The organism is Flagellimonas taeanensis (assembly GCF_003584105.1).
Lineage (GTDB): Bacteria > Bacteroidota > Bacteroidia > Flavobacteriales > Flavobacteriaceae > Flagellimonas > Flagellimonas taeanensis.
Genome location: NZ_QXFO01000027.1, coordinates 340,991 through 360,792, shown reverse-complemented (window position 1 = coordinate 360,792; position 19,802 = coordinate 340,991). Strand labels below are relative to the sequence as shown.

General features: G+C 47.1%; 18 protein-coding genes. 8 read left to right on the top strand and 10 right to left on the bottom strand.

Annotated features, from left to right (window positions below; genetic code table 11):
* Positions 1 to 3: 3 nt before the first annotated feature.
* On the bottom strand, positions 4 to 1,221 hold the full coding sequence (odhB, locus tag D2V93_RS16825; RefSeq protein WP_119620228.1) for a 2-oxoglutarate dehydrogenase complex dihydrolipoyllysine-residue succinyltransferase: 1,218 nt from the start codon (positions 1,219 to 1,221) through the stop codon (positions 4 to 6).
* Between the two features lie 23 nt (positions 1,222 to 1,244).
* Entirely contained in the window at positions 1,245 to 4,043 is a 2,799-nt protein-coding gene (locus D2V93_RS16820) for a 2-oxoglutarate dehydrogenase E1 component (protein WP_119620227.1), read from the bottom strand.
* A gap of 211 nt (positions 4,044 to 4,254) precedes the next feature.
* Between D2V93_RS16820 and D2V93_RS16815 the strand changes: the two genes are divergently transcribed.
* Positions 4,255 to 5,355: an acyltransferase family protein gene (locus D2V93_RS16815; RefSeq protein WP_119620226.1), complete on the top strand. Its 1,101-nt coding sequence runs from the start codon at positions 4,255 to 4,257 to the stop codon at positions 5,353 to 5,355.
* Positions 5,356 to 5,362: 7 nt separating this feature from the next.
* Here the strand turns inward: D2V93_RS16815 and D2V93_RS16810 are convergent, their stop codons facing one another.
* Genes D2V93_RS16810 through D2V93_RS16800 form a run of 3 tightly spaced genes read right to left on the bottom strand, consistent with a single transcriptional unit; the run spans position 5,363 to position 7,937 of the window.
* A complete protein-coding gene (locus D2V93_RS16810) occupies positions 5,363 to 5,719 on the bottom strand; it encodes a hypothetical protein (RefSeq protein ID WP_119620225.1) in 357 nt (118 codons plus the stop codon).
* Positions 5,720 to 5,745: 26 nt separating this feature from the next.
* Positions 5,746 to 6,780 carry a UDP-glucose 4-epimerase GalE gene (gene galE / locus D2V93_RS16805; protein WP_119620224.1) on the bottom strand — a complete coding sequence of 345 codons (1,035 nt, stop codon included), beginning with the start codon at positions 6,778 to 6,780 and terminating at the stop codon, positions 5,746 to 5,748.
* Positions 6,781 to 6,782: 2 nt separating this feature from the next.
* On the bottom strand, positions 6,783 to 7,937 hold the full coding sequence (locus D2V93_RS16800) for a DegT/DnrJ/EryC1/StrS family aminotransferase (protein ID WP_119620223.1): 1,155 nt from the start codon (positions 7,935 to 7,937) through the stop codon (positions 6,783 to 6,785).
* Between the two features lie 82 nt (positions 7,938 to 8,019).
* Here D2V93_RS16800 and D2V93_RS16795 point away from each other — a divergent pair, with 82 nt between their 5' ends.
* The 3 genes from D2V93_RS16795 to D2V93_RS18715 all read left to right on the top strand — a co-directional run bounded on the left by D2V93_RS16795 (position 8,020) and on the right by D2V93_RS18715 (position 10,932).
* A complete protein-coding gene (locus tag D2V93_RS16795) occupies positions 8,020 to 9,270 on the top strand; it encodes a 3-deoxy-D-manno-octulosonic acid transferase (RefSeq protein ID WP_119620314.1) in 1,251 nt (416 codons plus the stop codon).
* 21 nt (positions 9,271 to 9,291) lie between these two features.
* On the top strand, positions 9,292 to 10,680 hold the full coding sequence (locus tag D2V93_RS16790; RefSeq protein WP_119620222.1) for a sugar porter family MFS transporter: 1,389 nt from the start codon (positions 9,292 to 9,294) through the stop codon (positions 10,678 to 10,680).
* A gap of 105 nt (positions 10,681 to 10,785) precedes the next feature.
* A complete protein-coding gene (locus tag D2V93_RS18715) occupies positions 10,786 to 10,932 on the top strand; it encodes a hypothetical protein (protein ID WP_177190036.1) in 147 nt (48 codons plus the stop codon).
* Here D2V93_RS18715 and D2V93_RS16785 read toward each other — a convergent pair.
* From D2V93_RS16785 to D2V93_RS16770, 4 genes are all read right to left on the bottom strand, one after another.
* Positions 10,929 to 11,555, bottom strand: coding sequence for a hypothetical protein (locus D2V93_RS16785; RefSeq protein ID WP_119620221.1), 627 nt, complete (start codon positions 11,553 to 11,555; stop codon positions 10,929 to 10,931). The two genes, D2V93_RS18715 and D2V93_RS16785, sit on opposite strands and share 4 nt — an antisense overlap.
* Before the next feature lie 45 nt (positions 11,556 to 11,600).
* Positions 11,601 to 11,900: a ribosome hibernation-promoting factor, HPF/YfiA family gene (gene hpf / locus D2V93_RS16780; protein ID WP_119620220.1), complete on the bottom strand. Its 300-nt coding sequence runs from the start codon at positions 11,898 to 11,900 to the stop codon at positions 11,601 to 11,603.
* A gap of 85 nt (positions 11,901 to 11,985) precedes the next feature.
* A complete protein-coding gene (locus D2V93_RS16775; protein WP_119620219.1) occupies positions 11,986 to 13,299 on the bottom strand; it encodes an ATP-dependent 6-phosphofructokinase in 1,314 nt (437 codons plus the stop codon).
* Positions 13,300 to 13,334: 35 nt separating this feature from the next.
* Positions 13,335 to 14,126 (bottom strand): universal stress protein, encoded by a 792-nt coding sequence (locus tag D2V93_RS16770; protein WP_072878078.1) that lies wholly within the window; start codon positions 14,124 to 14,126, stop codon positions 13,335 to 13,337.
* Between the two features lie 198 nt (positions 14,127 to 14,324).
* On the opposite strand from D2V93_RS16770, the gene D2V93_RS16765 reads away from it, so the two are divergent.
* The 4 genes from D2V93_RS16765 to D2V93_RS16750 all read left to right on the top strand — a co-directional run bounded on the left by D2V93_RS16765 (position 14,325) and on the right by D2V93_RS16750 (position 18,443).
* Complete coding sequence (locus tag D2V93_RS16765) at positions 14,325 to 15,296, top strand: ROK family protein (RefSeq protein WP_119620218.1); 972 nt, start codon at positions 14,325 to 14,327, stop codon at positions 15,294 to 15,296.
* Between the two features lie 89 nt (positions 15,297 to 15,385).
* On the top strand, positions 15,386 to 16,114 hold the full coding sequence (locus tag D2V93_RS16760; protein ID WP_119620217.1) for an energy transducer TonB: 729 nt from the start codon (positions 15,386 to 15,388) through the stop codon (positions 16,112 to 16,114).
* Positions 16,115 to 16,244: 130 nt separating this feature from the next.
* Complete coding sequence (gene hemN, locus D2V93_RS16755; protein WP_119620216.1) at positions 16,245 to 17,603, top strand: oxygen-independent coproporphyrinogen III oxidase; 1,359 nt, start codon at positions 16,245 to 16,247, stop codon at positions 17,601 to 17,603.
* An 18-nt stretch (positions 17,604 to 17,621) separates the two neighbouring features.
* Positions 17,622 to 18,443, top strand: a complete 822-nt coding sequence (locus D2V93_RS16750) for a universal stress protein (RefSeq protein ID WP_072878070.1) — start codon at positions 17,622 to 17,624, stop codon at positions 18,441 to 18,443.
* An 88-nt stretch (positions 18,444 to 18,531) separates the two neighbouring features.
* On the opposite strand, the gene D2V93_RS16745 is transcribed toward D2V93_RS16750, so the two are convergent.
* The gene (locus D2V93_RS16745) at positions 18,532 to 19,800 is read right to left on the bottom strand and encodes an acetyl-CoA hydrolase/transferase family protein (RefSeq protein ID WP_119620215.1); all 1,269 of its coding nucleotides are present in this window, start codon (positions 19,798 to 19,800) and stop codon (positions 18,532 to 18,534) included.
* Positions 19,801 to 19,802: the final 2 nt, after the last annotated feature.

Genomic DNA, 19,802 nt, shown 5'->3' with positions numbered 1-19,802 from the left:
TTTCTATAATTCCAACGCTTTTTTCACGTTTCCGTCCATCAACAATTCCTCTGGACTTTCCAATGCCTCTTTCACAGCCACCAAGAACCCAACGGATTCCTTTCCGTCAATGATTCTGTGGTCATAGGAAAGGGCAACATACATGACCGGAGCAATGGCAATGGCACCGTCCCTTACAATAGGGCGTTCCACAATGTTGTGCATACCCAAGATTCCACTTTGTGGTGGGTTGATGATGGGTGTGCTCAACATGGAACCGAATACTCCCCCGTTGGTAATGGTAAAGGTACCCCCTGTCATTTCATCCACGGTGATCTCTCCTTCCCTCGCACGAAGGGCCAATCGTTTTACCTCCGCCTCAATACCTCTAAAAGTAAGGTTCTCCGCATTTCGGATCACGGGCACCATCAAGCCTTTGGGACCTGATACGGCAATACTGATATCGCAGAAATCATAGGATATCATTTCCTTGCCATCGATCATGGAATTTACGGCAGGGTACATCTGTAATGCCCTGATCACCGCTTTGGTGAAGAAGGACATAAACCCTAACCCTACTCCATGCTTGTTCTTGAATTCTTCTTTGTGCTGATCGCGCAATTTAAAAATGGACGACATATCCACTTCGTTGAACGTGGTCAACATGGCGGTCTCATTTTTGGCCGCTACCAAACGTTCGGCCACTTTTCTGCGCAACATGGACAATTTGGAACGGGTCTCACCACGGTTACCGCCTGTTGGGGTTCCCATGGATGGAACTGCCTGCACGGCATCTTCCTTGGTGATACGACCATCCCTTCCAGTACCTGCCACGGATGAAGGGGCAATGCCCTTTTCATCCAATATTTTTTTGGCAGCCGGTGATGGAGCACCAGAAGCATAGGTTTCTTTTTTAGGCTCCGCCTTCTTGGGTTCCGCTTTGGGCTCTTCTTTTTTAGGCTCCTCCTTTTTCTCGGCTTTTGGTGCATCCCCTCCTGGTTTCTTGGCACTGGTATCGATGAGGCATACCACTTCACCAACGGCCACGGCGTCCCCTACCTCTGCTTTAAGGGTGATGATTCCGCTTTCCTCCGCAGGAAGCTCCAATGTTGCCTTGTCCGAGTCCACCTCGGCTATGGCCTGATCCTTCTCCACATAGTCACCATCCTCTACCAACCACTCGGCGATCTCGACCTCTGTAATGGATTCCCCAGGTGAGGGAACTTTCATTTCTAAAACCATTCCTATTATAGTTTATACTTGTTTTATCGAATTAACATATTGTCCTTACTCTTGTCAAAAACGTACTCCAACACTTGGGCATGACGTCTCTTGGAACGCACCGCACTTCCTGCTGCAGGGGCCCCGTAAAATCTTCGGGAAGCCACCCGGAATTGCTTGGCCTCGTCCATATGCATCAACATATGTCCCCAAGCCCCCATGTTCCTTGGTTCTTCCTGGGCCCAAACAACATCGTCCGCATTGTTGTATTTCTTGATGATGTCCCGCATTTCATCCGCCGGCAATGGGAACAATTGTTCCACCCTCACCAAAGCTACATCATCCCGGTTCAGTTCTTCCCTTTTTTCCAAAAGGTCATAATAGAATTTTCCAGTACAGAACACCAACGTTTTTACTTTTGAAGCTTTGACCTCTCCATCGTCAATCACCATTTGGAAACTTCCATTGGCCAATTCTTCTTTGGTGGACACCACTTTTGGATGTCTCAACAAACTCTTTGGCGTGAAGACCACCAAAGGCTTTCTGTATTCGGCCTTCATCTGTCTGCGGAACAAGTGGAACAGGTTGGCCGGCGTGGTCACATCGGCAACATACATATTGTCCTTGGCACAAAGCTGAAGATAACGTTCCATGCGTGCTGATGAGTGCTCCGCACCTTGGCCTTCATAACCGTGGGGCAACAACAGCACCAAACCGTTCTGCAATTTCCATTTGTCCTCGGCAGCGGACAGGTATTGGTCGATGATGATCTGGGCACCATTACTGAAATCCCCGAATTGGGCTTCCCAGATGGTGAGTGTTTTGGGACTTGCCATGGCATAGCCATAATCAAAGCCCATTACGGCATATTCTGAAAGTAAGGAGTTGTAGATATGGAACTCGCCGTTCTGGTTTTCGCCCAGTTCGTTGAGTAGCACCACTTCCTCTTCGTGCATTTCCGTTTTGATAACGGCATGCCTATGCGAGAAGGTACCGCGTTCCACATCCTGCCCGGTCATGCGTACATCATACCCTTCCTCTATCAGCGAGCCGTAGGCCAAAAGTTCGCCCATGGCCCAATCGAGCTTGTTGTCCTCAAAATACATAGTATGGCGGGCCTCAACCAAGCGTTCCAATTTTCTCAGGAACTTCTTGTCCTTGGGAAGGGCCGTGATGCTCTTGGCAATCGCATCCAACTTCTTAAGGTCGTAGGTGGTGTCCATGGGAGCAAGCATCGCCTCTTCGGTCACTTGCTCAAAACCTTCCCACTCATCTTGCATGAAAGGAGTAATCCGTGTCTTTTCTATCTTGCGGGAATCCAAAAGATTTTCTTCCAAATTCGTTTTGTATTCCTCTTCCAAACGACTCACATAATCCTTGTCGATAATGCCTTCAGCAAGCAACTTTTGGGCATAAATGTCCCTTGGGTTATCATGCTTGGATATGGCTTTGTACAGCAATGGTTGGGTAAACTTGGGCTCGTCACCCTCGTTGTGCCCATACTTTCGGTAACCCAACAGATCAAGGAAAATATCTCGCTTGTACCTCATCCGATACTCCAATGCAAAGGTAGCTGCATGCACCACCGCTTCGGCATCATCGGCATTCACATGGAGTACGGGGGAAAGTGTGACCTTGCCCACATCGGTACAGTACGTGGACGACCTTGCATCCAAATAGTTGGTGGTGAATCCAATCTGATTGTTCACCACAATATGTATGGTACCGCCGGTGGTGTATCCATCCAAACGGGCCATTTGTATAACTTCATAAACGACTCCCTGACCTGCAAACGCAGCATCGCCATGCACCAATATGGGGAGCACTTCAGAGTTGTTGTCCTTATGGTCATGGTCTTGCTTTGCACGGGCAATACCCTCAACTATGGAATTCACGGTCTCCAAGTGTGAAGGGTTCGGTGCGATGTTCATGTTGACCATCTTGCCCGAATCGGTCTCGCGCATGGAGGTCCATCCCAAATGGTATTTTACGTCCCCATCAAAGATGGTTTCTTCATAATCCTTCCCATCGAACTCGCTGAAAATATCTTTTGGCGACTTTCCAAAAATATTGGTCAGCACGTTCAAGCGCCCCCTGTGGGCCATCCCCATCACAAACTGTTTCACTCCTTGATCAGCGGCCTTTTCAATGATTACATCCAAGGCTGGGATCAAGGTTTCGTTGCCTTCCAAAGAGAAACGTTTCTGCCCTACGTACTTGGTATGCAAAAAGCTCTCAAAGGAAACTGCTTCGTTCAGTTTTCTAAGAATGTTCTTTTTCTCGTCCGGGGTGAAATTGGGGTGGTTGTCATTGACATTGAGCCAATCTTGGATCCACTGGATACGTTCCGGGGTACGGATGTACATGTATTCCACACCGATGGAGTCACAGTAGATGCTCTCCAGGTGACGTACGATCTCTTTGAGGGATGCTGGTCCGATGCCCAATATCTTTCCGGCATCGAAAACAGTCTCCAAATCATCTTGCGCCAGCCCAAAGTTGACAATGTCCAATGTGGGCTCATATTTTCTTCTATCCCTTACCGGATTGGTCTTGGTGAACAGGTGCCCCCTGGATCGGTAGCCATCGATCAAACGGATGACCTGAAACTCCTTTTGAAGGGTCTCGGGCATTTCTACTTGCTTTCCGTTGGTCAGGACTACCATCCCGTTTTTTTCGGGTTCTATTCCCAAATCTTCCAACGAGCTCTCCAGTCCAAAGTCAAAGCCTTGAAAAAAAGCCCTCCAACTGGGCTCAATGCTATCGGGACTCGTTAGGTATTTATCGTACAGCTCTGCAAAAAAAGAGGTGTGCGCTGCATTTAAAAATGAATATTTGTCCATTCTTCCTGTTTCTCCAAAACTTTATGGAAAATTTTCCCAAAAATACGGGTTTTAGGGTTCATATAAATGGGTTTTAACCAAATAATTCCCCAAAAATCACAACTCTGTTACAGAACCCACAGGAAAGCAACAATTATGAAATATTTATTCCAAATCTGGCGGCCGTATTAAAAAAAATATAACTTGGACAGCTCAAAAAAACCCGACCAACATGACCGAATTGAAAAACCGATACCTATCCCTCGATGTGTTCAGGGGACTCGATGTTGCACTGATGATCATCGTCAACTCCGCAGGGAACGGCTCCACTACTTTTTCACCCTTGCTCCATGCCGATTGGAACGGGTTTACGTTGACCGACCTTGTTTTCCCCACATTTCTTTTTGTAGTAGGGAATTCAATGAGCTTCAGCATCAAAAAGTATGAGGCTATGGGAAATGCGGCTTTTTTCAAAAAAATACTGAAGCGCACCGCCTTGATATTCTTGCTCGGCTTTTTGATGTACTGGTTCCCATTTTTTGATGACGGCCAGTTAAAGCCCCTTTCCGAGACCCGTATTTTTGGGGTTCTGCAACGCATTGCCCTGTGTTATATGTTCGCTTCCATCATCCTTCACTTTGTGAAGACCCGTACGGCCATTTGGCTGAGTTTAGCCTTTTTGGTGGCCTACCATTTGATCTTGATCGGTTTTGGCGATCTTACCCTTACCGGGAATGCGGTCCTCAAATTGGATGAATGGCTCATCGGACCAAAACATATGTACCACGGGGAGGGCATCGCTTTTGACCCTGAGGGATTGCTTAGCACTTTGCCTGCCATCGTAAACGTGATCATTGGTTTCCTAGCAGGGCAGTTCATTCAAAAGAATGGGCAAAATTTTGAGACCGTCTCCAAACTGATGATGGTCGGTTTTGCTCTTGTTTTTGCTGGTTTGGCCTGGGACCTATTGCTGCCCATCAACAAAAAATTATGGACAAGTTCCTTTGTGCTCCTCACTTGCGGTATTGACCTTTTTGCCATTGCCATCCTCATCTATTTCCTCGACATGAAAAAAATGACTAGTTGGAGCTACTTTTTTGAAGTCTTTGGCAAAAACACTTTGTTCATCTATCTACTATCAGAAATCTTTGTGATATCACTTTACTCCATCAACACCAATGGCGAATCACTTTACAAATGGATCGCCGACAATGTGTTCATTTCCTGGTCGGGGGGTTATGTGGGTTCCCTTTTATTCGCCCTATGGGTCATGCTCACCTGTTGGGTAGTGGGCTATTTTATGGACAAAAAGAAAATCTATGTCAAGGTCTGACCAAAGGTCAGGAACTGTACTTGGACCTGTACCATACCTTTTGCCATTCCCGTTTCAACAATAAAAAGGAAACCTCAGCAGAAATGTCCACGGCATCGGACGGGACTATTTTTTTCACCTGTTGTTCGGAAATGTCCACAACATACAACAAGTTAAGGTAATCATGGAAGCGTTCCACGATCAGAAAATAGATTTTTTCATGGAGCAGACTCTTCAGTTCTGATGGGGTCACATCCATGGAAAGTTTTATGGGAATGTTGGCCAAATCGAAATCCTTTTTCAATTGGGCCAACAATTCTTTGTAGAGCTGCTCTTTTTGGATCACTTCCAGCAGTTCCAGACTATTGTTAAAATTGGACAGCATATCTTATGTACGTCCGAACACCCTTTTTAGGATTTGGCCGCATGGGATGTTCTCACCTTTTGTTCCCAGTCCCAAGCAGATTTCAAGGATTCATCCAAAGTATATTTGGACTTCCACCCCAGTACTTTGTTGGCCTTTTGGGTGTCCGCATAGGCCTGTATGACATCTCCCTCCCTTCTACCGACTATTTTATAGTTGAGCTTTTTCCCGGAGACCCGCTCAAAGCTGTGTATCACTTCCAGGACAGAACTTCCTTTGCCCGTACCCAAATTGAACACTTCATAATTACTGTTGTTCTCATTTTGGAGAAGACGCTGCAACGCCTTTACGTGTGCCTTTGCCAAATCCACCACATGGATATAGTCCCTGATACAGGTGCCATCTTCAGTGGGGTAGTCATCACCAAAGACCGATAGCTGTTCCCTTATCCCAATACCTGTTTGGGTGATGAACGGCACTAGGTTTTGTGGCACACCAAGGGGCAGTTCGCCTATTTTGATAGACGGATGTGCCCCGATCGGGTTAAAGTATCGCAGGGCTATGGCCTTGAGGTCCGGGGTGACTTTGCAGGTATCCCGAATGATTTCCTCTCCTACCTGTTTGGTATTTCCGTAAGGGGATTCCGCCGGTTTCACAGGGGCATCCTCGGTAATGGGCAACTCATCAGCCTGACCATACACCGTACAGGATGAACTGAATATGAAACTGGCCCCTTTCTTTTTCTCCAATTCCTGAAGGATATAGACCAACACTCCCAAATTGTTCTCGTAGTAAAGCAATGGTTTTTCAACACTTTCCCCCACGGCCTTTGAGGCCGCAAAATGGATAACGCCGCCAACATCCGAATGTCTGGCAAAAAAATCTTGGACCTTGGTCTTGTTCCTGAGGTCGAACTCCTCAAAAATGGGGCGCTTTCCCGTTATTCCCTCAATTCCATCCAAAACATCGATGGAGGAATTGGACAGGTTATCGATGATGACAACCTCTAAACCCTCATTTTGCAATTCTACCACAGTATGGGACCCTATATAGCCCAGCCCACCTGTTACCAATACTTTCATACTTATTTGTTTACGAAGTCAATGACCAGTTTTGTGATGTACTGGATCTGTTCATCATCGAGTTCGGTATGCATGGGCAATGAAATCACCTCTTCCACCAATTGATTGGTGACCGGAAAATCGGTCTCGTTGTACCTGCTGTCCAGATAGGCCTTCTGTCGGTGCAAGGGCACCGGATAGTACACCCCACAGGGTACATTATTATCGTTCAAGTGCTGCACCAACGCATCCCTCTTCCCATTCGTTATTTTCAGAGTATATTGATGGAATACATGGCAATCGCAGCAGTTCTTCGTTTCCCCACATACACAAGATATTTTGGGTGTCACAATATGTTCTTGTCCCTGAAAAGCTTTGGAATATTTCATTGCTGCTTCCCAGCGCTTCTGGTTATATGAATCCAATTTAGGAAGCTTCGCACGGAGCACCGCAGCCTGAATGGAATCCAAACGGGAATTTACCCCGACCACATCGTGATAGTATCTTTTGTACATCCCATGATTGACCATCCCTCGAATGATATGTGCCAAATCATCATCATTGGTGAAAATGGCACCACCATCACCATAGCATCCCAAGTTTTTGGAAGGGAAGAACGATGTGGATGCCACATGCCCAATGGTCCCTGCCTTTTGCTTTTTACCGTTCTTGGACGAATACGTGGCCCCTATGGCCTGTGCATTGTCCTCGATAACGTATAGACCATGTTTTTCTGCCAGTTCCATGATCGCATCCATATTGGCGCACTGCCCGAACAAGTGCACGGGCACAATGGCCTTCGTCTTGGGCGTTATCGCTTTTTCAACGGCCTTGATGTCTATGTTGAAAGTATCCGGCTCCACATCCACCAGAACAGGCACCAAGTTCAGGAGTGCAATCACTTCCACGGTGGCCGCGAAGGTAAAATCCGCAGTGATCACCTCATCCCCTGGTTGCAGGCCCAGTCCCATCATGCAAATTTGCAGGGCATCGGTACCATTGGCGCAGGGAATCACATGCTTTACCCCCAAATATGCTTCCAGTTCCTTCTGGAAGGCATGCACATGTGGCCCGTTGATGAATGCCGAAGAATCCAAGATCTCGGCGATGGAATCATTCACTTCCTTTTTGATGTCCTCATACTGACCTTTTAGGTCAACCATCTGTATCTTTTTCATCCAAATAGATTATGCTCCAAAATTAAGAAATTAAGATGCCATAATGCCCTCTTCCCGAAAGAATGTATTTTAGCAAAAAATGATGCCCTTGCGTTTTTTCTATAACATTCTGATATCCTTGGCCTGGTTCGGTCTAAAAGTGATCGCACTGTTCCGGCCCAAGATCGATTTATTTGTCTCTGGGAGAAAACAGACCTTTGCCCAGCTTGGAGAAAAACTTTCGCCGAACAAAAAAACCATCTGGATGCACGTGGCCTCATTGGGGGAATACGAACAGGGGCTCCCCATTTTGGAAAGATTGAGGCAGAACTATCCCGCACACCAGATCTTGCTCACCTTCTTTTCCCCTTCGGGATATGAGGTAAAAAAGAATACGACGGCAGCCGATGCGGTGGTCTATTTGCCCATGGACACCCTATCCAATGCCAAGCGTTTTCTGGAAAGGACCGATCCTGAACTTGCCATTTTCGTAAAATATGAAATCTGGCCGAACTATCTTTCGGAGCTGAAAAAGCGGAACGTCCCCACCTTTTTGGTATCGGCCATATTCTCGAAAAGACAGGTCTATTTCAAACCTTTTGGAGGATTTATGCGGAAAAGCCTAAGAACGTTTGCCCACTTTTTTGTCCAGGACTCAAATTCAAGGGAATTGCTGGAATCCATCGGTTTATCCAATGTGACCGTCAGTGGCGACACCCGTTTCGACAGGGTTTCCAAAATCCTGAAGCAGGACAATCGGTTGGATTTCATGGAGCATTTCAAAAATGGAAAGTTTTGTTTGGTAGCAGGCAGCACGTGGCCAGAGGACGAGGAAATTTTGATACAATACATCAATCTTTCCACTGACGGGCAAACAAAGTTTGTTTTTGCCCCACACGAAATCAAACCTGCCCATGTCCAGAAAATCGAGGAGGGTCTGCAAAGAAAAACGATGCGGTTCAGCCAGATGGAAGGGAAAGACTTGGCGGATTTTGATGTGTTGATCGTGGACACTATCGGGCTATTGACCAAGGTTTACAGCTATGCCGATGTGGCCTATGTGGGCGGTGGTTTCGCCACGGGACTGCACAATACCCTGGAACCTTCGGTGTATGGCATCCCCGTCATCATCGGACCTGATTACACGAAGTTCAAAGAAGCCGAGGACCTCGTGAAAAAGGGAGGGGTCATCCCCATTTCGGACCAAAGGGGTTTTGACACCTTGATGGATACTTTTTTGACCGACCCTATTTTCCTGAGAAAAACGGGCAGCATCAATTCCGAATACATCAATGCCAATGTCGGGGCCACTGATTTGATCTTGGAACACCTATCATTGGTGAAATTTGGTTAGCTTTAGCCAAATTCATAGGACATGGACAAACGTATTTTCAGAATTTCATTGACTGCAGCCCTAGCGGGCTTTTTGTTTGGATTTGATACCGTGGTCATTTCGGGGGCCAACCAGCCCATCAAGGAACTATGGGGCACCAATTGGTTTTTGGGCGATTCCATATTTACCTTCCACGGCATCTTCATCATGTCCATGGCCCTTTGGGGCACCGTATTGGGATCCCTTTTTGGAGGTATTCCCACCGACCGATTGGGGCGTAAAAAGACCTTGTTCTGGATCGGCGTGCTGTATTTCATCTCGGCCGTGGGCTCCGCACTCGCTCCCGAAGCCTATAGTTTTTCCTTTTTCAGGTTTATCGGGGGAATCGGTGTAGGAGCTTCCTCCGTGGCCGCACCTGTCTATATTTCCGAAATATCGACTGCCAGCACCCGGGGTAGGTTGACGGCCATGTACCAGTTCAACATTGTTTTTGGGATATTGATCGCGTTCATCTCCAACTACCTCATCGGAATATTTTTTGAGGAAGGGGTGGCCTGGCGATGGATGTTGGGCATTGAGGGCCTTCCCGCCTTGATCTACACCTTCATGGTCCTTAAAATACCGAACAGTCCCAGATGGCTCCTTTTGAAAGATAGGGACGATGCCGTGGTGATCCAATCCATAACCCTGCTCGGTATAGAAAAGGAAAAAGCCTCGCTGCATCTTTCGGAAATCAAAGTGTCCCTTTACGAAACCGCTGAAAAACACAAGGAGAAACTATTTTCTGGCAAATACAACAAACCCTTGGCCCTTGCCTTTCTGATCGCTTTTTTCAACCAGCTTTCAGGAATCAATTTTGTGCTCTACTACGCTCCCGAGATATTGGAAAGGGCCGGGCTGGCCTCAGGGGAATCGCTTTTCAGTTCCATTTCCATTGGGGTGATCAATTTGGCCTTCACCTTTGTGGGCATTGCGCTCATCGATAAACTGGGCCGAAAGCAATTGATGTACATCGGGTCCATTGGCTACATTTTGAGCTTGGCCATGGTGGGATGGTGTTTCTATTCCGGCGCAAGTTCCCTACTGCTCTTGATCTTTATCCTGGTCTTCATCGCCTCCCATGCCATTGGACAGGGAGCGGTCATCTGGGTGTTCATTTCAGAGATTTTTCCCAACAAGGTACGCTCCTACGGGCAATCTTGGGGAACAGGTACCCATTGGGTGTTTGCCGCGCTCATCACCTTGCTGACCCCTACCTTCTTGGATGCGGAGATTGGTATCTTCAAGGACAATCCGTGGCCTATCTTCATCTTTTTTGCCTTTATGATGGTACTTCAACTGCTCTGGGTCGCCTTCATGATGCCGGAGACCAAGGGAATCAGCTTGGAAGAACTGGGCAAACTGTTGAGCGGCAAAAAACAAAAAAAATAGCACTACTGCACGACATAGCGTGAAACCATCCGTTAATCGAATATGGGACAGGATGTTATGGCCATTGAACGGATAATTCCGTATATTGAATGAAATTACACTAATATGGCTGAAGAAATCTCTTTTGGAAATAGGCTCATGGTCGGGTTCCTGCGGATCATGGTCTTTGTGCTGATCGTCATCCTGATCGCAATCCCCGTTTGTATTCTATTGGACTTCCTAGGGGTGATGGACGCCATTGGTCTTTCCTAGAAAATCACCTCTTGCTCTCCCATGGCCTTGGTGATCAATTTGATGTAAGTGTCCATGGTCTTTTCAATATTGACAGGTTCGGTGACATCGACATTACCTCTCCAGATGAGTTCCCTTTCCTTTCCGATACAGATGCAGTAGAGCGAAGTCTCTAGGTGGTATATGTTGAAACTGTCGTAATATGAAGCATCGTAGTAGATTTCTTGGTGCTCCAAATAGTCGTTGCTGAAACGAACGAACATCTTGTCTATGTTGTTCATCCGATCCTTCAAGGTCTTCCTGTTCTCCGTACCCACTACCTTGGTGAACAAAATGGCATCAAAATCCTTGTCCAACAATTGCTCTTCCACTTTGACCAACTCTTGCTCCGATCTTTCCGAAGAGGTGAATTCCACATCAAAAACATCGATGCTGCGCACACCATCCACGCCCTGCTTTTTCAGTTCTTCCACAAAACGGGTCTCGAATTCCATCCGTACGTTGTCGTCCTGGGCCATGCCCACGACAAGTACTTGACTGGCATCGAAGAGGACGATGTCCGGATTTTTCCATGTCCCTACCAGTCTTGTAGAGGAACATCCCATGAGGAACAATAGACTTAAGGCCAGAATTTTTGGTTTCATTGGTATAGGTTTAATGGTCGTGCACAGCAAAGATCTTATTTTCCCTTAATGGGAGGCAAAGGTGGCTTGTCTTTTTTCAAGTTGCCTTCGGAGTTCCTCCACGGTCTCGGCCATGGACTTTTCAAAATCATCGGTACTGGATTTGGCAAAAATCCTGGGACCTGGGGCACTGAGCTCGATTTCACAGACCTTCCCTTCCCCGGATTTATCGTTCTCTATTTTGAAGAGCACATTGGCCTTGATCAACCAACTGTATTTCTTTTCCAGCCCTTCCAGTTTTTTGCTCAACAATTCTGTCAACGATTCACTGGTCTTCATTTTCTGATATTGAACATGTATTTCCATGGTAATTGTATTTGATTTGTTTCAAAGCTATACCCTAAAAGGAAAACAGTTTATGACAACCATCAGTTCTTGATCATTTCCCATGTCACATAAAAAAAGGTTGGCCCGTACTTTGCAGGACAGAGAACCAAAATTCCCCCTCCAGGTCTATCTTTTTTCGCTGCTTGGTCACTTCCGATATAGGGATGTAGACATATTTGTTGTTCACCTTACAAGACACCAATCTGGTCTTTCCGGCCATGGCGGCATGCACGGCATGGTAGGCCAATCTACTGCAATACACACTGTCGCTGGAGTTGGCGGGCGCGCACCTGATGATATAACTGGGGTCGATATACTTTATGGAGATCGGGACATCCTTGAAGTGTGCCGCGATCTTTTCCTTCAGAAAAACCCCGATATCCTCGTGTTTCACGTTGCCCGAAGCATCCTTAATGCCTTTCTTGTTTTCGAACAGATGTTGCCCTGCCCCTTCAGCCACCACGATCACTGCATGTTTTTTCTGTTGGAGGCGATGTTCCAAAGCTGCGAGGAAACCAGTTTCCCCCTCCAGTTCAAAATCCATTTCGGGCACCAACACAAAGTTCACCACGGGCATGGCCAAGGTTGCGGAGGCTGCTATGAAGCCACTGTCGCGTCCCATCAACTTTATGATGGAAATCCCGTTGTAGGCCCCAGTGGCCTCGTTGTGCGCATCCTTCAAAATGGAACTGGCCACATCAAACGCAGTCCCATAACCGAATGATTCATCAATGACATCAATATCGTTATCGATGGTCTTGGGAATCCCAACCACGCTGATCTTTGCATTTCTCTTGGCAATTTCACTGCCAATGGCATTCACACCCTTGAGCGTTCCATCACCACCTATGGCAAAGAGCATATCGACATGGTTTTCCTCCAAAGTGTCCACCATCAACGATACCTCTTGGGCACCTCGCGAAGAGCCGAGAAAGGTTCCCCCAAACTGATGGATGTCCTTTACCTTATCGGGGGTAAGTTCCATGAACCCATGCCCCGCAGCAGGATTGAGTCCTTCATACCCATAGGGTATCCCGATGATTTTTTTCACCCCATAGAAATAATGGAGCGCCATGACAAGGCCCCTGATCACATTGTTGATACCGGGACATAGACCGCCACAGGTTACAATGGCCGCGGTGACCTTTTCGGGTTCGAAAAAAATATCTTGCCTTGGTCCCGCCTTTTCCATACAAAGCGGACTGTCCCCAGTGGTAAGGCAATGGCTATAGTGCTCCAAGGAAGGATCGAACACCAGTCTTTCCGATTCCCCGATGAAATTAAAAATACGGTCCCCTTTGACCGTACTGAGCTGCAATGGAGATCTGAACCTTGGTTGCCCGAGGCTTTCTATTTTGAACTTTTCCTTATCGTTCACAATGATTGTCGATTACAAATGTTCCGACCTTGTCATCAATCCAAGGCCAATACCGGAATTTCGGAGTGCAGGGTCAAGAGTTTTGTCAATCTACCCTCTGACGCGGTGCTTCTCTCAACGTGGTTCCTCGGCAAAATGGTCAGCATATCTATATCCTTTTCTTCTATATACTCCAAAATACCTTCTTCCACATCCTGGTTTTTGCTAAAGGTGTGCTCCGCATAGAAGTGCTCCAAATAGTATTCCAAGAGGTTGTCCGTGCTGTCCCCGACCACTTCTTCTTCATAAACGGATTCCTTATATATGGTCAATACATGGACTTTGGAATCGAAAGTTCGGGCAATTTCCAAGAGTGTCTTCAAAACTTCCCTGTCATCGATGGTCTCCCCACCCATGACCAAGGCAATGTTCTTGGGCTCCTTGATGGGACACCCGTAGGGAATGGAGATTACAGGACAATTGGCATCCAACACCAATTTGGAGGTGTTGGTGATGGCCTCATCCGTCACTTTATCACCCATGGTCCCCATCATGATCAAATCCGCACCGCTGCTTTTTTGGGTGGACAAAATGGTACCCGTGACATTGCCTGTCACCGTTTTGAATTTTGGTGCCTTCTTCAGCCTGACACTTATGGATTCCAGCACCTTTTCGAAATCCCTGTCCAATTTTTGCTCGTCGGCCTTCTCGATCTGCATGGTGCTCACATAAAGTGCCAAAATTTCGATCGGGCGTTCGGTGCCGACAAAGTGGGCCACATACTCCAAGGCATTCAATGATGCCTCTGAAAAATCAAAAGGAACCAATATTTTATTTAAACTGCCCATACCTGATATATTTAATGTATTTGAAAGATTCTTTTCAAAAATAGATTCCCACCATGACCTAAAACATGACAGCGGTCAGGTTTCCAATCTTTATGTGATATTAGTAAAAATTCTGCCCTTTTAAAAATCTGGAAAGCCCTTTTTTGGTTACATAATGTTTATATTTAAGATCCTAAAAAACAACAAGACCAATAAACCATGGACATAGTAATCGGGGTGGACATAGGCGGGACCAAGACCAAGATTGGATTGGTGGACAAAAACGGTGTATGCCACGAAAAAACCTTCTTCAGGACCCAGGACTTTCCCAATCTGGAAGAATACCTGAACAAGATAAAAACCACTTCGGATGAGATGATCAGCAATTTTGGAAAGCCCGTCAACGTCCTCGGATGTGGTATTGGTGCCCCAAATGCATCGAGCAAGAACGGCACCATTGAAAATGCCAGCAACCTGATCTGGAAGGGTAGTGTGCCCTTGGTGGAAAAATTGAAACAACGGATGGACATGCCCATCCGCATCATGAACGATGCCAGTGCTGCAGCTCTGGGGGAAATGCTCTTTGGCGGGGCCAAGGACATGACCGACTTCATCGTCATCACCCTAGGCACTGGTTTTGGTGCGGGCATTGTGGCCAATGGCCGTCTCATCGATGGTTATGATGGCTTTGCGGGCGAGCTAGGGCACGTTGACATGACCATGGGCGATGGGCGGCTGACAGGCCTCGGCGTCAGGGGCGGATTGGAGGCCTATGTATCCGCCACCGGACTGAAACGCACCGTTACCTACATGCAGAGCAAGTACATGGTGGAGAGCAGGTTCCGGGATGTGGCCTACAACGACCTGCATGGGGAGGATATTACCAGGGCTGCCGAGGAAGGTGACGAGATCGCCTTGAAATCCTTTGACTATACGGCAAGGATCATGGCCCAGGCACTGGCAAATTTTACCGCTTTTACCCAGCCCGAAGCCTTCATCCTGATGGGTGGGCTCACCAATAGCGGCAAATGGATCATGACGCCCTTAGAGAAATATTTCAACGGCTTTTTGCTGGATGTGTACAAGGGAAAGGTAAAACTGCTCCTATCCAGCATGGAGGACAAAACGGCCGCCATTTGTGGAGCAGCGGCATTGATTTGGGAAAACCACAGAAAGTCCCCTCTCCAATAAATCCAAATCAACCCATTGGAAAACTGACCTTTATCATGTTTTTTGATTTGTGACGAGGCTATCTTTAACATAGTCAAATCGCAAAAGTCATGAAACCAAAAAAGAACCCAAATGCCGAGATAGGACGCAATAGCAGTCTTTATTTCATGATAGGCCTTACTTCGGTATTGTTTGTGACATGGCAATCCCTTGAAGTAAAATTCTACGAAAAAGAATCCAAAGCCATTGAGGTGGTCCAAGTGGTGGACGAACTCAAGGAAGATGTCCCCATGACCGAGACCATCCGCACCACACCCCCTCCGCCCCCACCTACCGCACCTGACGTGATCGAGATTGTAGAGGACGTGGAAGATGTAGAGGAGACAGTGATCGAAAGTACAGAAAGTAGTCAGGACACCTATATTGAAGATGCCATGGTGAGGATAGAGGATGTGGAAGTGGAGGAAGTGGAAGAGGAAGTCGTGGTTCCCTTTGCCGTCATCGAATATGTACCCGTGTTCCCTGGGTGTGAGATCTATGATACACAGGAACAACGAAAGGAGTGTTTCAACCAAAAAGTACAGGAGCATATCAGGGACAATTTCCAATATCCTCCTGATGCCTTGGAAATGCATATCACCGGAAGGGTCTATGTACAGTTCGTCATCGACTCCCAAGGAAGCATAAGCAATATTGAAAAAAGGGGGCCCGATAGGTTGCTAGAAAAAGAAGCTGTGCGCATCATGTCCTTGTTGCCCCAAGTGAAACCAGGACAACAACGGGGCAGGTCCGTCAGCGTAAGATATAGCATCCCCATTAATTTTATCATGCAGGAGTGATGAAAATGGGCCATTCGGACAAGTTGGGAACCCACTTCAAGGAACGGCACCGAAAGGTTCATGACATTTATCATGTTTTATGCTGTTCCCCAAACCTACTTTTGACCCCACAACATAATGGAATTCAGCTATGTGCCATCTAGTTCAAAAATATAATGTTCCCGGCCCCAGATACACCAGTTACCCCACAGTACCTTATTGGGACCTGGACAGTTTTTCTGAAAAACAATGGAGGTCCACTATCCTTAGGGCTTTCCAAGAAAGCTCCGATGAAGGAATCAGCATTTACATACATCTCCCTTTTTGCGAGAGCCTCTGCACCTTCTGCGGTTGCCACAAGCGCATCACCAAAAGACACGAACTGGAACTTCCCTATATACAAAATGTATTGAAGGAATGGGAGCTCTACTGTGATATATTGGGTTCCAGACCCCTGATAAAGGAACTACATTTGGGAGGGGGCACCCCAACGTTCTTTAGCCCGGAACACCTAAAGATGCTGGTAAATGGTATCCTTAGACTTGGCAAAAAAGCCAAGGATATCGAGTTCAGCTTTGAAGGACATCCCAATAATACGACCAAAGCGCACCTACAGGCCCTTTATGATGTAGGGTTCAGAAGGGTCTGCTTCGGTGTGCAGGACTATAACCTGACCGTGCAACGTGCCATAAACCGGATGCAGCCTTTTGAAAATGTAAAAAATGTGACCGAGTGGGCCAGAGAGATCGGTTATACCTCGGTCGGGCACGACATCATTTATGGCCTACCCTTTCAGGATTGTGCCAATGTGGAGGAAACCATCATGAAGACCAATGCCCTCAAGCCCGATAGGATCGCCTTCTACAGTTACGCCCACGTCCCTTGGATCAAAGGGAACGGCCAAAGAGGCTATATGGAATCCGACCTACCATCCCCCGTGGAAAAAAGGGCACAATATCAAATGGGAAAGAGAATGTTGTCCCAATTTGGGTACAAGGATGTGGGGATGGACCATTTCGCCCTCCCGACAGATGATCTGTACAAGGCCTACATAAACGGCTCCTTGCACAGAAACTTCATGGGATACACCCCTTCCAAGACCAAACTGATGATCGGTCTAGGGGTTTCCAGCATCAGTGACAGCTGGTACGGCTTTGCCCAAAATGTAAAAAGCATCGAAGAATACGCAGATTTGGTTTCTCACGGGGTTATTCCTATTTTTAAAGGACACATTCTGAGTGCTGAGGATCAAATCCTGAGACAGCACATTCTGAACATCATGTGCCAGTTCTATACCCAATGGGGACCCGAGGAAGAGGAAGTGGTCGATTTTGGTGCCATCCTCGAAAATTTGTCGGAACTAAAAGTTGATGGTCTGGTGGAACTGGGGCAAGACCATATCAAAGTGACTGAAATGGGACGCCCTTTTATCAGGAACATCAGCATGGCATTCGACTTAAAATTGCAAAGAAAGAAACCAGATACCCGGATATTTTCCATGACCGTTTAACCTAAAAAAAGCAAAAAAATGAAAAGCATAATCGTACCCGTCGATTTTTCGGACCAATCCGAAAAGGCCCTCAAGGTGGCCGCTTCCCTGGCCAAGGAGCACAATGCAGAACTGTTGGTGCTCCACATGCTGGAGCTATCCCCGGCAATAATGGCAGAATCGGGATATATTTCCCAAGAGCAGGTGGTCCACCTCATCAAGATCGGGGAAAAAAGGTTTGCCGAATTCTTGGAGAAACCTTACTTGAAGAACCTGAAGATAACGCCCGTGATCAAACATTACAAAGTGTTCAGCGAAGTGAACGAAGTGGCCAAAAAGCATGCCGCGGACCTGGTCGTAATGGGGTCACACGGTGCCGATGGACTGCAAGAGATCTTCATCGGTTCCAACACAGAGCGTGTGGTCCGCACTTCGGATGTTCCCGTATTGGTCATTAAAGGGGATGTTGAGGATTTCAAGACCAAGAACTTTGTTTTTGCCAGCGACTTTGAGGAAGAGAGCATTCCTGCCCTCAAAAAGGCCAAAGAAATGGCGGACCTCCTCAATGCTGAGTTCCATTTGGTGTACATCAATACCCCAGGGGATGAATTCTTGAGCACCGATGATGCCTATGCCAAGATCTCAAAGTTCCTTAACGATGCCAAATTGGGCCTCGGCGTGGACATCCATAACGATTATACCGTAGAAAAAGGAGTGCTCAACTATAGCGAAAAAATACCTGCCGACCTCATCGGCATTCCGACCCATGGCAGAAGGGGGCTATCCCATTTTTTCATGGGCAGCATAGGCGAAGACATTGCCAATCATTCCAAAACCCCAGTGATAACCTTTAAGATTTAAGGGTTACACGTCTGATTGGTACTACGCAAGCGGATAAAAAAAGGGGGCAACTAAAGTTGCCCCCTTTTCATTTGTGATTTTTCTTGTTCTATCCATTGAACCTTTCATAGGCCATTTTTTGCAAGGCTTCCCTATGATCGGGGTGGGCAATGGAGATCAAGGCACTGGCCCGTTGCTGTAGGTTTTTCCCATAAAGATCCACCACACCATACTCCGTGGCCACATAATGGACGTGTGCCCTAGTAGTGGTCACACCGGCCCCTTGCTTCAGGTAGGGAACAATTTTCGATACCCCCTTATTAGTAATGGACGGCATAGCAAATATGGGTTTTCCCCCATCGGAAAGGGATGCTCCCCTGATAAAGTCCATTTGTCCGCCAACACCTGAAAATTGTCGGCTCCCAATGGTATCGGCACAGACCTGTCCGGTAATGTCTATCTCAATGGCACTGTTGATGGCCGTTACCTTTGGATTTTTTCGGATCACCGCCGTATCATTGGTATAGGCCGCCTCTTTGAAATCACAGAGAGGATTGTCGTCGATAAAATCATAAAGGGCCCTTGATCCTACGGCAAAGCAGCTCACCACCTTACCTTGTTTCACCCTTTTTTCCTCTCCGGTGATGATTCCCTGCTGGATGAGTGGCAATACCCCATCGGAGAACATTTCGGTGTGTATGCCCAATCTTTTATGGTTGCCCAGATTGGACAGTACGGCATTGGGAATGTTCCCGATGCCCATTTGAAGGGTGGCCCCATCCTCGATCAAAGAAGCTACATGCCCCCCAATCTGTTGTTCCACTTCGGAAATCTCCGTGGGCTCGTGCTCATGGATGGGCTGGTCCACCTCAACGGCAAAGTGTATCCGATCGATATGGATTATCCCATCCCCATGGCTCCTTGGCACTTGTGGATTGATCTGCGCCACAACCGTCTTCGCCATTTCAATGGCGGGCAGGGTCACATCCACCGACACCCCCAAGGAGCAAAATCCGTGCTTATCGGGAGGTGAAACCTGAATAAATGCAACATCCAAGGGAAGGATTTTTCTACGGAAGAGCAAATGGATCTCACTCAAGAAAATGGGCACATAATCCCCCCTGAACTCATTGACGAACTTGCGGACATTGCCGCCCACGAACAAACTGTTCAATTTAAAACTGGTATTGCACGGAGCGGTGGCATATCTGGCCTCCCCTTCTGTGTGTATGGACACGATCTCCACATTCTCGAGCTCCTGGTGCCTATCGCAGAGGGCATCAATAATGATGTTAGGGGTCATGGCCGCTCCTTGGAAAAACACCCTGTCCCCAGATTTTACAATACTTACCGCTTCTTCAGCTGTTGTTATTTTCACTT

Bases quoted from the DNA above. Each gene is read 5' to 3' on its own strand.
- D2V93_RS16785 (WP_119620221.1), bottom strand. From the start codon at position 11,555: ATGAAACCAAAAATTCTGGCCTTAAGTCTATTGTTCCTCATGGGATGT.
- D2V93_RS16770 (WP_072878078.1), bottom strand. From the start codon at position 14,126: ATGGGCAGTTTAAATAAAATATTGGTTCCTTTTGATTTTTCAGAGGCA.
- D2V93_RS16815 (WP_119620226.1), top strand. From the start codon at position 4,255: ATGACCGAATTGAAAAACCGATACCTATCCCTCGATGTGTTCAGGGGA.
- hpf (WP_119620220.1), bottom strand. From the start codon at position 11,900: ATGGAAATACATGTTCAATATCAGAAAATGAAGACCAGTGAATCGTTG.
- D2V93_RS16820 (WP_119620227.1), bottom strand. From the start codon at position 4,043: ATGGACAAATATTCATTTTTAAATGCAGCGCACACCTCTTTTTTTGCA.
- galE (WP_119620224.1), bottom strand. From the start codon at position 6,780: ATGAAAGTATTGGTAACAGGTGGGCTGGGCTATATAGGGTCCCATACT.
- D2V93_RS16760 (WP_119620217.1), top strand. From the start codon at position 15,386: ATGAAACCAAAAAAGAACCCAAATGCCGAGATAGGACGCAATAGCAGT.
- D2V93_RS16765 (WP_119620218.1), top strand. From the start codon at position 14,325: ATGGACATAGTAATCGGGGTGGACATAGGCGGGACCAAGACCAAGATT.
- D2V93_RS16750 (WP_072878070.1), top strand. From the start codon at position 17,622: ATGAAAAGCATAATCGTACCCGTCGATTTTTCGGACCAATCCGAAAAG.
- odhB (WP_119620228.1), bottom strand. From the start codon at position 1,221: ATGGTTTTAGAAATGAAAGTTCCCTCACCTGGGGAATCCATTACAGAG.
- D2V93_RS16790 (WP_119620222.1), top strand. From the start codon at position 9,292: ATGGACAAACGTATTTTCAGAATTTCATTGACTGCAGCCCTAGCGGGC.
- D2V93_RS18715 (WP_177190036.1), top strand. From the start codon at position 10,786: ATGGCTGAAGAAATCTCTTTTGGAAATAGGCTCATGGTCGGGTTCCTG.
- D2V93_RS16800 (WP_119620223.1), bottom strand. From the start codon at position 7,937: ATGAAAAAGATACAGATGGTTGACCTAAAAGGTCAGTATGAGGACATC.
- D2V93_RS16810 (WP_119620225.1), bottom strand. From the start codon at position 5,719: ATGCTGTCCAATTTTAACAATAGTCTGGAACTGCTGGAAGTGATCCAA.
- hemN (WP_119620216.1), top strand. From the start codon at position 16,245: ATGTGCCATCTAGTTCAAAAATATAATGTTCCCGGCCCCAGATACACC.
- D2V93_RS16795 (WP_119620314.1), top strand. From the start codon at position 8,020: ATGCCCTTGCGTTTTTTCTATAACATTCTGATATCCTTGGCCTGGTTC.